Below are 12,396 nucleotides of genomic sequence, written 5' to 3'. Positions count from 1 at the left end.
GTGAAGCTTTGGCGCTTACTTCGAAGAAACAGCCGCTCATTTGACCGGGGCGCGCTGTCCCGTCAGATGAGCTGACTGGATGGTGTGCAACGCGATACTCCTCTCTGGTTTTCTCATCTGACTCCTAGTCGGTCACGCAGCAGGAGTTTTACATGGCTTCATTTTCCGGTATTTGGGTAGCACTGGTTACCCCATTCAATCATGACGACGTGGATTTCCCGGCAGTCAAAAGGCTGGCTCAGCATCTGATCGCCAAAGGCGTCGCTGGCGTGGTGGTCTGCGGTTCAACCGGTGAAGCCGCGGCCCTGAGCAAAGAAGAACAGTTGGCGGTGCTGGATACCGTTCTCGAGGTGGTGCCAGCCTGCCAGGTGGTCATGGGCCTTTCCGGAAATAACATGGCTAGTACCTTGCAGATGCAGCAAGCCATCAACCAGCGCGATATCGCCGGTGTGCTGATCCCCGCCCCATACTATATTCGCCCTTCGCAGGCGGGCCTGGTGGAGTATTTTACCCGCCTTGCCGATGCCTCTCGCGTCCCGGTAATTTTGTATAACGTGCCTTATCGCACCGGAGCAACCTTTGAGCTGGCAACGCTGCGGCAACTCGCCCGCCACCCGCAAATCAAGGCGATCAAAGATTGTGGCGGCTGCCCCGAGGCCACCATGGCGCTGATCCAGGACGGAGAGATCGACGTGCTGACCGGTGAAGACCATCTGATCCTGACCACGCTATGTTTGGGAGGAAGTGGCGCGATTTCCGCTGCGGCACACCTGCACCCGGAACGCTTTGTTGCTCTGGTTGAACAAGTCGTGCAAGGCGATCTGGCCGCCGCACGCAGCAACTTCTATACCCTGCTGCCGATGATCCAACAGATGTTCAGCTACCCGAACCCAGGCCCGGTTAAAGCGGCGCTGTCTCAGCAAGGGCTGATAAAAAACGAGCTTCGCTCCCCAATGCAAATCGCGCCACAGGCATTGCAACAGCAAATCGCCGATTTACTGGCGCAGATGCCAGCGCTCACTTTGGTGAAGTAATAAAATATTGTTGGTAAAACCGCTGTAATTTTTCTGGCCTAGGACTAGGATGGGAGGTTAAACCTGCCTGTCCTTCATCACCATCAAGGAGTTTTCGATGAAATTGTTCTATAAAGCTGGCGCCTGTTCCCTGTCCCCTCACATCGTATTACGTGAGGCCGGGTTGGATTTCACCGCAGAGAAAGTCGATTTAGCTCACAAGAAAACCGAAAGTGGTGCCGACTATCTGGCGATCAACCCGAAGGGGCAAGTCCCGGCGTTGGTACTTGACGATGGCAGCCTGCTGACCGAAGGCGTGGCGATTGTGCAATACCTGGCGGATCGCGTACCAGATCGTAACCTGATCCCGGCCGCTGGTACGCTTTCTCGCTATCATGCGATCGAATGGCTGAACTACGTGGCCACCGAGCTGCACAAAGGCTTCAGCCCGCTGTTTAACCCGAAAACGCCGGACGAATATAAAGCGATTGCCCGCGATAAGCTGGCTAGCCAGTTCAGCTATCTGGATTCAGTGCTGGAGAAGCAGCATTACCTGTTGGGCCAGCGTTTCAGCGTGGCGGACGCGTATCTGTTCACCGTGTTGCGTTGGGCGAAGGCGTTACAGTTTGATCTCACGAAGCATGCACACCTGACGGCTTATTTCGATCGCGTAGCGGCTCGCCCGGCGGTGGCAGCAACGTTAAGTGCCGAAGGTCTATAAAACCAGAATAAAAGAAAGGGGCCACATTGGGCCCCTTGTCAGCATCAAAACAGATTATTTCCAGTCAACCAGGCAGTAATGCTTTTTGCCACGACGCAGCAGCGTGTAACGGCCAAACAGGCGATCGCTATCGGTAAACAGATATTCTGGGTTGGACTGCTTCTCACCGTTGATGGTCACCGCGTTGGAACCGATCATGGTGCGAGCCTGGCCACGAGAAGGAACCAGCTCCGCATTAACCAATGCCTGTTGCAGATCGGCATCGTTCTCCAGCTTGATGGTTGGCATGCCATCCTGAGCCAACTGCGCAAAGTCCGCCTCGGTCATATCATGCAGTGCGCCAGAGAACAGGCTCTGGGTGATACGTTTCGCCGCGGCCAAGCCCTCAGCGCCATGCACCATACCGGTCACTTCCTCTGCCAGCACATACTGGGCGCGCGGCGCTTTGCCGCTGTTCTTGTCTTCTTCTTCTAGCGCATTAATCTCTTCAATGCTCAGGAAGGTGAAGAACTTCAGGAAGCGATAAACGTCCGCATCCGCGGTGTTGATCCAGAACTGGTAGAATTTGTACGGGCTGGTTTTTTCCGGAGCCAGCCATACCGCACCGCCTTCGGTTTTACCAAACTTGGTACCGTCTGACTTGGTGATCAACGGCACCGTCAGGCCAAACACCTGTTTCTGGTGCATGCGGCGAGTCAGGTCGATACCCGAGGTGATGTTGCCCCACTGGTCTGAACCCCCGATCTGCAGCTCCACCTGATGGCGGTTATACAGCTCGGAGAAGTCGAACCCTTGCAGCAGGTTGTAGGAAAACTCGGTGAAGGAGATCCCGGAATCATCACGGTTCAGGCGCTGCTTGACCGCTTCCTTGTTGATCATCTGGTTAACCGAGAAGTGTTTACCGATGTCACGCAGGAAGGTCAGCACGTTCATGCCGCCAAACCAATCGTAGTTGTTGGCCGCAATGGCGCTGTTGCTGCCACAGTCGAAATCGAGGAACGGAGAAACCTGCTTGCGGATTTTCTCGACCCATTCGTTGACTGTTTCCGTGGTGTTGAGTTTGCGTTCGGCGGCTTTAAAGCTTGGGTCGCCGATCATACCGGTCGCGCCACCTACCAACGCTACCGGCGTATGGCCGGCCAGTTGGAAACGCTTCAGGCACAGCAGAGGCACCAGATGGCCCAAATGCAAGCTGTCAGCGGTCGGATCGAAGCCGCAATACAGTGCAATTGGCCCTTGCGCCAGTCGCTCTGCTAACGCTTCCTCGTCCGTCACTTGAGCCACCAGGCCCCGCTCTTGCAGTTGTTGAATCAGGTTGATGCTAGCCATCAATTTCTCCATGTATAAACGAATGCACCTTTGCCGGTACACGGCCTTCGCCCATTGGCGAAAATCACAAAATTCGGGGTAGCGCATAGAATAAAGCGCCAGCGGCATCAGTGCCAGCGCTTAAGGGGGATTTTCCGTCTATCAGGGTGCCAGTCGGTCAATTTTCCAGTCATTTCCCTCGCGTTGATACAGGAAACGGTCATGCAAGCGGTGCGCGCCCCCTTGCCAGAACTCAACGGAGTCGAATCTGACGCGGAAACCACCCCAGAAACTGGGCAATGGCACTTCCCCTTGCTGGAACTTTTGCTTCAGTTCGAGGAACTTGCTTTCGAGGATGCCACGGGCAGAAATGCGCGTTGACTGTTGCGACACCCAAGCGCCAATCTGGCTGTCTTTGGGCCGACTGTTGAAATACTTCATCACTTCCAGCGTTGACAGCCGCTCGGCCTTGCCGAGGAAGATCACCTGACGATCCAGCATATGCCACGGGAACAGCAGGCTGATATGCGGGTTTTGCGCCAGTTGTTGCGCTTTGCGGCTGCCCAGGTTGGTATAAAACACCAAGCCTTGGTCATCGAAGTGCTTTAGCAACACGATGCGTTGGAAAGGCTGCCCCTGCTCGTCCACGGTAGCGACGCACATGGCGGTAGGATCGGCCAGACGCGCCTCACAAGCCTGTTTGAGCCAGCGTTCGAACAAATCCAGGGGGTTGGCGGTCAGATCGTTACGGCGCAGACCGCCACGGGTATATTCACGGCGCAGATCCGCCACATCAAACTCATTATTATCAGTCATCTGGATTAGCAACCAAGCGGTAAATTCGTTGTCATATTCTGCGCCTGTAGCAGTAGGATCTCAATCATTCTGCTAGCAAATAGCTCCCCCGATAATGCAACAGGTGAGAGTCATGCAGAACGCCGACACGCCGTAAATCCATCCATGGAGGCTCGTATCGCACATCCTTGCGCTCAACGGTCGGCTAACCTGCACAACTCCCACCTGCCTCAGGCTTCAGTGGCGCGGTATTAAGCGTGGTTCGCGTCTTGAGCCAGCACGCAGTCGCTCATGATCACTTTATCATTGCGCTCGATAAAGGCGTTTGGCCCTTTCGACCAGAAGGTGTATTTACCGTCGCTGTATTTGGCACCGGACGCCGCCAGCACCTGTTTCAGCTTCAGCTGTTCGCCGTCCATCAGGAAGCTGACCGTGCTCTCTTCACCATTGAGATCTACGGTGAGCGGCGTCGTTCCGCATTGATAGTGCAGCGTTTCGCTTTTTTGCGGGACTACGTAACTGCAACCCGCCAACACGAGAACCCCGACAACCATCGCTATTTTTTTCATCTGGTGCTCCTTAAGATATTAACCCTTTCTTTATCCTAACAGAGCTAGCGGTAGCCCAACGGCAAAACCGGATAAATCCCACCCAGCAGAGTTTCACAACTGGCACCGGTAACCGAAGGCAGATTTCCCGGCAGACCGGAAATGGTTCGGAATGCCAGCCAGGCGAAGGCTAACGCCTCCATGTCATCCCCACTGACGCCAAAGTGATCGGTGGTAGCCACCTCGGTCCCCGGCAGTAAAGCGGACATTCGCGCCATCAGCAGTGGATTACGGGCACCACCACCGCAGACCAGCAGACGCTCACAGCCCCCAGCCAGCATCACCTGCTCGCAGATGGTGGTGGCGGTCAGCTCCACCAGCGTGCTCATCACATCCACCGGAGTTAACCCCGGCAACGTCGCCAGCTGTTTTTCCAGCCAACTGATATTGAAATATTCCCGACCGGTACTTTTCGGTGCCGGTAAGGCGAAATAAGGATCGGCCAACATCTGTTGCAATAGCGGTAAGCAGACGCGCCCTTCCATCGCCCAAAGGCCGTCTTTATCAAAAGGTTTTGAGCGGTGGCGCCATACCCACGCATCCAGCAGCATATTCCCCGGCCCGGTATCAAAACCGCGCACCGGTGCGCCGGGCAGTAGCAGTGACAGGTTGGCGATGCCGCCAATATTCAGCACCATACGGCGCTCGGTCGGGTGAGCCAACAAAGCCTGATGAAACGCGGGAACCAAGGGCGCGCCTTGGCCACCATAGGCCATATCACGGCGGCGAAAATCCCCCACGGTAGTGATATTGGTCAATGCCGCCACCCGGTTATTGTCCCCAAGCTGCATCGAAAAGCGCGTCTCGCCCTCCGGTTCATGCCACACCGTTTGGCCATGACAGCCAATGGCGGTGATTTCATGGGCAGGAATACCGGTTTGCTTTAACAGCCCCAGCACCGCTTCACCGAACAGCGTGCCCAACTGGGCATCCAACCGTCCTACGGCAGAAAGCGTGGTCTGCTGCCCTTGGCACATCCCCAGAATCTCTTTTTTCAGTTGGATCGGCATTGGGTGGCTATAGCTTGCCTGTTGCGCCACCATACGTTCATCGATCGCGGCAAGCACCACGTCGATCCCATCCAGACTGGTGCCAGACATAACACCAATATAGCGGCCTGACTTCATCAGCACTATCCTTTACCCTTTCCAGGTTGCAACCGTTTTCACCCTTTAAATAGACCAGAATTGTGCGATTAACGCCATGAATTATGATGCCTTTTTTACAGCCTGTGAGCGAAGTTGTTTATTTTATGTCGAGCATTGGTTACATAATAAACAATTCAGGGGAGAATAAAGCGCCGGTTATTTGTTTTCAGTTCTGTCACAAAGTTAAACCACCGTTTATTATTGGTTGAACAGAGAAAAGCTAAGCTGTATACAGAAGGCAACACATGGGTGATATCAAACCGATTCAACCATAATTGCTGTAAGATTTATAGAACTTGGTTTGGGCCTATCTCCCAGATCTGGATTACCAACTGCAGGAGCTTTATATGATCAAGCGTCTTCTTGTTGTCGCTCTCGCCTCAGTCACACTGGCGGGCTGTGCAAACCAAACCGCGTCCGGTGATGTCTATTCCGCCTCTCAGGCCAAACAGGTACAAACCGTGACCTTTGGGACCTTGGTGTCCGTACGCCCGGTGCAAATTCAGGGCGGTGAAGGCTCAAGCATGCTTGGCACTATCGGCGGCGCAGTCCTGGGTGGATTCCTGGGGAATACCATTGGTGGCGGCACAGGCCGTAGCCTGGCAACCGCAGCGGGCGCCGTAGCCGGTGGTGTGGTAGGCGACAGCGTCGGTAGCGCAGCTAGCCGTAGCAACGCTTGGGAGCTGGAAATCAAAACCGATAATAAAGAAAATATCGTAGTGGTACAGAAAGCCGGGTCGACTAAATTCAGCCCAGGCCAGCGCGTTCGTATGGCGCAAAATGGCAGTACCGTTACCGTTTCTCCACTGTAACGTCCTTGCCTGAATGTAAAACCGGAGGCCCCTGGGCCTCCGGTTTCTGTTTGTTGCTGTGACTAAGCATAATAATAAAGGCGCTGGATTTATTGTTTTTCTTGCAGTTCGATGATGTTCTGTTCCAGCTTGCTAATCAGACCAACTAAAAGTCTTACTTCTTCTGCCGAGATACCGCTGAGAATTTCGCCTCTGGTCGACGTGATCACACTATCCACTTCACGAATAATCGGCTCTGCCGCCTCGGTCAATTTGATGCGCTTGGCACGGCGATCGTTAGCGCAGGTGTGTCGGGTGATCAACCCTTTTTCTTCCAGTTGATCCAAAGTACGAACCAATGAAGGCTGCTCAATACCTATCGCTTTTGCCAATTGGATTTGCGACTGTTCTGGCGGTAATCGATTGATATTGTGCAATGTCACCCAATGCGTTTGTGTAAGCTCCAACGGCTTTAGCCGATGATCGATCAGCGCACGCCAAACACGAACTAATCGTGCTAAATCTGAACCTAACGTTGATTCCACTTCCCCCTCCTTATAGTTAGCATGCTAACATTACTCCCCAAAGTGTAGCCCATTTTGGTTAATTAACATTAAAAACACAAATGTATATAATCCAAATCGCAAAAATAGACACATTTTTATCGGTAATTGGTTATCCTCTATGCAAACATCCTTCATATTCACTCATCGGGATTGCTAACGTGAATACGACTTGGCTCCATACTGCGTCACCACTGCCCGATCTGGTGCTGGGTGCATCGCTTTATTTCCCACCTCTATTTAAAGCTTTCTTACTCGGGTTAGTCTTCTGGCTGCTGGTGCATCATTTGCTACGCGACTGGATGTACTCCGGTGATATCTGGCACCCTATGCTGATGGATCTGTCCATCTTCGTCATTACCGTCAGCGGTTCCCTGTGGCTCCTAGCGAGTTGGTAGCTCATGAAGCATAAGACATTAAAGTATTTTTCGACGGTTATTGTTTGCGCCATCGCGCTTTGTGCCGGCTGGTGGTTATGGAATTACTACATGCAATCCCCTTGGACACGCGACGGTAAGGTGCGGGCTGAGCTGGTCAATATTACTCCGGAAGTCTCTGGCAGATTAGAGAAGATACTAGTTCATGATAACCAGTTCGTTTCTGCGGGCAGCTTGATTTTCAGCATTGATCCCGTGCCTTACCAAATTGCGTTGGACAATGCCGAGGCGGCACTAGCCAAAGCGCAGGCCGATATGGCCAAGGCCGACCATGAAGCGGCCCGCCGCCGCAGCCTGCCCCGTAACGTCATCTCCTCTGAAGATCTGGATGAGTCAAACCTGGCCGCCGCCTCCATGAAAGCCTCGTATAAGGCGGCTCAGGCCAATCTGGAACAGGCCAAATGGAACCTCAGCAAGACGCGGATCTATGCCCCAACCGACGGTTACATCACCAACTTACAGGCCCGCGTCGGCAACTACGCCACCGCAGGAACGCCGTTGGTGGCGCTGGTAGACACCCATTCGTTCTATGTGCTGGGTTATTTCGAAGAGACCAAGCTCAGGCATATCAGAGAGGGTCGCAAGGCGGATATCGTGTTATATAACGGCAATATTCGGCTGCAAGGGGTGGTCGAAAGCATTGGCCGGGCCATTTACGACCAAAGTGCCGACAGCAGCAGTGACTTGCTGATGGATGTGAAACCCAACGTGCCTTGGGTGCGCCTGGCACAGCGGGTGCCGGTACGTATCAAGCTGATCGATATTCCGGCCGACCTGACTCTGGTAGCCGGTACCACCTGCACCATTTCAATTCATCAGCAGGACTAATGTGTGAACCTGCCCTTTCTTGAATGGAAGCGCTCGCCCTGGGGTAAAGCCACCGCAGGGCAGTGGCGCTATGCGTTACGCAACACCCTGGCAATGTGTCTGGCTCTGTGGGTCGCCTTCGTTCTACAGCTGGATGAGCCCTATTGGGCACTAACCTCCGCCGCCGTCGTTAGCTTCCCGACGGTTGGCGGCGTGATCAGCAAAAGCATTGGCCGCATTTTTGGCAGCCTGATCGGCGCCATGGCTTCACTGCTGATTGCCGGTTGCCTGAACGATCCCTGGTTGTTCACCCTGTCGATTGCCAGTTGGTTGGGGCTGTGCACCTACATTTCCAACCACTACCAGAACAATGTCTCCTACGCCTTTGCCCTGGCGGGCTATACCGCCGCGATCATCGTGTTTGGCACGGTTAATATTACCGACACCCAGCAAATTTTTGATATCACCCAGGCACGCGTCTGTGAGGTGATCACCGGTATCCTGTGCGGCGGCCTGATGATGATGATCCTGCCAAGCACGTCGGATGGTGAGACTTTGCTGGTATCGCTACGCCGCATGCACTTACGCCTGCTGGAACACGCCGCCATGCTGTGGCAACCGGAAATCAGCCTGCGGATGCGTACCTCCCACGAGGGCGTTATCGGCCAGATCCTCACCATGAACCTGCTGCGTATTCAGGCCTTCTGGAGCCATTACCGGCTGCGTCGGCAAAACAATATCCTCAACTACATGCTGCACCAGCAATTGCGCATCACCAGCGTCATCTCCAGCCTGCGCCGCATGTTGTTAAACTGGCCAGATCGTCCGGAGAATCTGGCGGCGGTGTTGGAGCAGGTGTTGAATGAATTACGCGACCCCACCACAGATAAATACCGGCTGGCTCATATTCTGGTCGCCATCGCTCCCCAGGATCCAGCCGATTATCGCCATCGGGCCTTCTTCCTGCGCCTGCGCCACTTTTGCTGGCTCTATCTGCGCTGTACCCGTTGGCTACAACGGCTGGAAAGCGCTACCCAGGTCAGCGATATCGAACCACCGCGGGTTACCTCACTCGCGCGCCATACCGACAGCGTTGAGGCCGCCTACAACGGGCTTCGCACCTTCTTGTGCATCCTGATCGGTTGCGCTTATTGGATCACTACCCAGTGGGACGCCGGTAGCTCTGCGCTGACGCTGATCGCGATCAGTTGCGTGCTCTATTCCTCTACCCCTTCGCCGATCAAATCCATCACCACCTTACTGAAGGCCGTTTCCCTGCTGTTTGCCTTCTGCTTTGTGATGAAGTTTGGCCTGATGATCCAGATCGACGACTTCTGGGTGTTCTGCGCCTTCCTGTTCCCGACCCTGGTCACGATGCAGATGATGAAACTGCAAAATCCCCCCTATGCCCCACTATGGGGTCAGTTGATCGTGTTTATGGGATCGTTTCTCGCCGTGACCAACCCGCCGAGCTACGATTATCAGGGCTATATCAATGACAGTCTCGCCAAGATTGCCGGCGTGCTGTTGGCCGGATTGGCGTTCCAAATCCTGCGGCCCAGTTCGGACAAACGCAAAAGCCGACGGATTATCCGCGCGTTACGCCGTGATTTCATCGATCAGTTGAGTAAGAAACCGCAGCAAAGCGAAAGCCAGTTTGAGTCGCGTATCTATCACCGCATCAGTCAACTGAATCAAAGCCTGGATCAGGAGGCTCGCACCTGGCTATTGCGTTGGGGAGTCGTGCTGCTGAACTGCAGCCACGTTGTCTGGCAACTGCGTGATTGGCAAACCCGTTCAGATCCGCTGGCCGCCGTGCGCGACGTCTGTATTCATTGTTTGAAGGGAGTCATGACTGAGAAAGGGGTGCAGCATGCGTCGTTGGACGCCACCTTGCAGGAGCTGCAGCGTATGAGTAATGCGCTTGCCCAGCATCCAGAACAGGCAGCTCGTGATTTGGCGGGTTTGATTTGGCGGCTGTACTGCTCACTGCAACAATTGCAGCAGGCAATCATTCCACAGGAAGCGGCAACAGCGCCCACGCCAGGCTGACGCAGGCGGCTGATTTATTTGATTACGCCACAGGCGAAGCGATCGCCACCACCACCCAGAGGCTTGGGTTGATCGGAGTGGTTATCCCCCCCGGCGTGTACCATCAGCGCTTTGCCTTCGATTTCGCTGATTTTCTTCAAGCGCGGAGCCAGGACCTGGGTGTCAGCCATACCGTCCGCTGTGACATAGATTGCTGGCAAATCGCCTAAATGCCCGTTGGCATCATAAGGCCCGAGATGCTTGCCGGTTTTTTCAGGGTCAAAGTGGCCACCCGCAGCCAGTGCGGCTACCGCCTTGCCGTCTTTCATACCCGGCTCACAGCTGCCTTTCTCATGAACGTGAAAACCGTGCACACCAGCAGGCAAGGCTTTCAGCTGCGGGGTGAACAACAGGCCGTAAGGCGTTTCGCTAATTGTGATTTTACCAATGTCCTGACCAATTCCCTGGCCGGTCACCAGATTCATTTCGACATCAACCGTTGCCGCCTGCGCAACGCCGCAGGCCATCAAACCCAATGCCGCACACCAATAACGTTTCATCACTCAATCTCCATGCGATAGTTATAGTCCTTAGGGAGTATATACCGAATAAATCCTGCCACAGTGGAAACCACCGTTAATCAGCGCAGCCACTGAGTCGGTTATAATATTTTGTGACCTTCCTCCCGTTATTCCTTGGTTTTCTGCCACCCTGCATCGGCAAGTGTCATTAACACAAAGGTCCCAGCGCCATTTATTTCTTAAGCTGCAATCTTGCTGATAATTAAAAGGAATAGTGCGTGAAAAAGAAAATAATCCCGCTGGTCACTCTGTTTTTAGCCATGATATGGCAGCCCACCGCAGCGCTATCGCAAGATCAGGCCAACACAGAACAGACAAAAACGCTGCGCTTTTATTTAGTTCGCCACGGGCAGACCTACTCCAATATCAAGGAAATGACCATTGGCGGTGGCGGTAACGCCCAATTGACCCCAAAAGGCCGTTATGACGCCAGCAGTTTAGGGCTGGGGCTGGCAGAAGTAGAGTTTATCGCCGGTTATAGCAGCACCTTGGGCCGGGCCTATGAAACCGCCAACCAGATTTTGCGTGGCCGCAACATGCAGGTGAAGCAGATTGACGATCTGAAAGATATCTCGTGGGGCGACGCCGAAGGAGGCCGAATTGACGATCTGACGGATAAATTCGGCCATTCTGGCAACGACTTCGCGTTCTATTTCGGCGCCTATAACGATCCCGCGTTCAAATCCCCGGTCAATGCCGAAAATATGGCTAATTTTTCGGCGCGCTTTGAAGGTGCATTGCGACAGATTGCCACACAGCATGCCGATCAGGATGGTAATATTCTGGTTACCGCCCACTCATCAATGGCGTTCTACCTGCAAAAATACCGCGCCAACCAACCACTGGCCGGGTTAGCTAATACCAGCGTCTCGGTGCTGGAGTTCAAGGATGGCCAATTCCATCTTATCGATTTTAATAATACCGATTATCTTAAATCTGGCTACGCCAGAGCAAAGGCCCTGCCACCGCTGGAAATCACTCTGGTCGTTAATCCGCTGACCCAATTGCAGCAGGCTGGTGTCATGGAAGGCACCACAGATTCAGACTTCACCGACGCGGGCGAAAAGGCTAACCAGCAATTACACCGCACGCTAAAATCCACCCGGTTTATCGCGGCTTATAGCAGCGAGTTGGGGCGTGGCTACAAAACCGCCCAACGCGTGATGGCTGACCATCAAATCCCGGTTCAGCAAGATAATCAATTGAACGAAATGTTCCTGGGGCACTGGGAGGCAGAAAAGGTGGCAACGCTGAAAAACGACCAGAGCGAAGCGGCGAGAAACCTGTTCTCTGCCAACAACCTGATCCGCTTTGTTGCGCCAGATGAAGGCGAGAATGGCGAGATTGCCGCCTACCGTTTGGATAAGTTCCTGTCCGCTATCGGTCAAAAATATGAATTTAGCCAGGGTAAAGTGATCGTCTTCACCCACCCGCTAATACTGAATGCATTCTTTAACAAGCGGTTGCCAGATTCCTCATGGCAACCAAGCCAAGGGCTGCAAGTTGTCACCTTGGCATATAAAAACGAAACCTTCAGCGTTATGCAAGTGAAGTAGTGGCAAAGGCTGGCACAATGCCAGCCTTACCAGCTCA

General features: G+C 53.8%; 13 protein-coding genes. 7 read left to right on the top strand and 6 right to left on the bottom strand.

Annotation, left to right across the window (positions count from 1 at the left end):
- Positions 1-152 precede the first annotated feature (152 nt).
- Both dapA and gstA read left to right on the top strand, forming a co-directional pair.
- On the top strand, positions 153-1,034 hold the full coding sequence (gene dapA / locus D9980_RS06285; RefSeq protein WP_121606738.1) for a 4-hydroxy-tetrahydrodipicolinate synthase: 882 nt from the start codon (positions 153-155) through the stop codon (positions 1,032-1,034).
- Positions 1,035-1,131: 97 nt separating this feature from the next.
- Positions 1,132-1,734, top strand: a complete 603-nt coding sequence (gene gstA / locus D9980_RS06280; protein WP_021178076.1) for a glutathione transferase GstA — start codon at positions 1,132-1,134, stop codon at positions 1,732-1,734.
- Between the two features lie 54 nt (positions 1,735-1,788).
- On the opposite strand, the gene tyrS is transcribed toward gstA, so the two are convergent.
- The 4 genes from tyrS to anmK form a co-directional block, all read right to left on the bottom strand.
- On the bottom strand, positions 1,789-3,063 hold the full coding sequence (gene tyrS, locus D9980_RS06275) for a tyrosine--tRNA ligase (RefSeq protein ID WP_121606737.1): 1,275 nt from the start codon (positions 3,061-3,063) through the stop codon (positions 1,789-1,791).
- A gap of 141 nt (positions 3,064-3,204) precedes the next feature.
- Positions 3,205-3,858 carry a pyridoxamine 5'-phosphate oxidase gene (gene pdxH, locus D9980_RS06270; protein ID WP_021804541.1) on the bottom strand — a complete coding sequence of 218 codons (654 nt, stop codon included), beginning with the start codon at positions 3,856-3,858 and terminating at the stop codon, positions 3,205-3,207.
- Between the two features lie 230 nt (positions 3,859-4,088).
- Positions 4,089-4,406: an MliC family protein gene (locus D9980_RS06265; protein WP_121606736.1), complete on the bottom strand. Its 318-nt coding sequence runs from the start codon at positions 4,404-4,406 to the stop codon at positions 4,089-4,091.
- Positions 4,407-4,450: 44 nt separating this feature from the next.
- Positions 4,451-5,572, bottom strand: a complete 1,122-nt coding sequence (gene anmK / locus D9980_RS06260) for an anhydro-N-acetylmuramic acid kinase (RefSeq protein ID WP_046808207.1) — start codon at positions 5,570-5,572, stop codon at positions 4,451-4,453.
- A 368-nt stretch (positions 5,573-5,940) separates the two neighbouring features.
- Between anmK and D9980_RS06255 the strand changes: the two genes are divergently transcribed.
- Positions 5,941-6,405 carry a glycine zipper 2TM domain-containing protein gene (locus D9980_RS06255; protein ID WP_021178081.1) on the top strand — a complete coding sequence of 155 codons (465 nt, stop codon included), beginning with the start codon at positions 5,941-5,943 and terminating at the stop codon, positions 6,403-6,405.
- An 89-nt stretch (positions 6,406-6,494) separates the two neighbouring features.
- On the opposite strand, the gene slyA is transcribed toward D9980_RS06255, so the two are convergent.
- Positions 6,495-6,929, bottom strand: a complete 435-nt coding sequence (slyA, locus tag D9980_RS06250) for a transcriptional regulator SlyA (RefSeq protein ID WP_021178082.1) — start codon at positions 6,927-6,929, stop codon at positions 6,495-6,497.
- 179 nt (positions 6,930-7,108) lie between these two features.
- On the opposite strand from slyA, the gene D9980_RS26835 reads away from it, so the two are divergent.
- The 3 genes from D9980_RS26835 to D9980_RS06235 are packed head-to-tail and all read left to right on the top strand — an operon-like array spanning position 7,109 to position 10,243.
- Positions 7,109-7,345: a DUF1656 domain-containing protein gene (locus tag D9980_RS26835; protein ID WP_024486868.1), complete on the top strand. Its 237-nt coding sequence runs from the start codon at positions 7,109-7,111 to the stop codon at positions 7,343-7,345.
- 3 nt (positions 7,346-7,348) lie between these two features.
- Positions 7,349-8,212 carry an HlyD family secretion protein gene (locus D9980_RS06240; RefSeq protein ID WP_121606735.1) on the top strand — a complete coding sequence of 288 codons (864 nt, stop codon included), beginning with the start codon at positions 7,349-7,351 and terminating at the stop codon, positions 8,210-8,212.
- Between the two features lie 3 nt (positions 8,213-8,215).
- Positions 8,216-10,243, top strand: coding sequence for an FUSC family protein (locus D9980_RS06235; RefSeq protein ID WP_121606734.1), 2,028 nt, complete (start codon positions 8,216-8,218; stop codon positions 10,241-10,243).
- Positions 10,244-10,257: 14 nt separating this feature from the next.
- On the opposite strand, the gene sodC is transcribed toward D9980_RS06235, so the two are convergent.
- On the bottom strand, positions 10,258-10,782 hold the full coding sequence (gene sodC / locus D9980_RS06230; RefSeq protein WP_121606733.1) for a superoxide dismutase family protein: 525 nt from the start codon (positions 10,780-10,782) through the stop codon (positions 10,258-10,260).
- 239 nt (positions 10,783-11,021) lie between these two features.
- Here sodC and D9980_RS06225 point away from each other — a divergent pair, with 239 nt between their 5' ends.
- On the top strand, positions 11,022-12,359 hold the full coding sequence (locus tag D9980_RS06225) for a histidine phosphatase family protein (protein ID WP_121606732.1): 1,338 nt from the start codon (positions 11,022-11,024) through the stop codon (positions 12,357-12,359).
- The last annotated feature ends 37 nt before the right edge of the window (positions 12,360-12,396 follow it).

The sequence above is a fragment of the Serratia sp. 3ACOL1 genome, from assembly GCF_003668775.1.
GTDB lineage: Bacteria > Pseudomonadota > Gammaproteobacteria > Enterobacterales > Enterobacteriaceae > Chania > Chania fonticola.
This window is presented reverse-complemented; position numbering and strand designations above follow the sequence as displayed.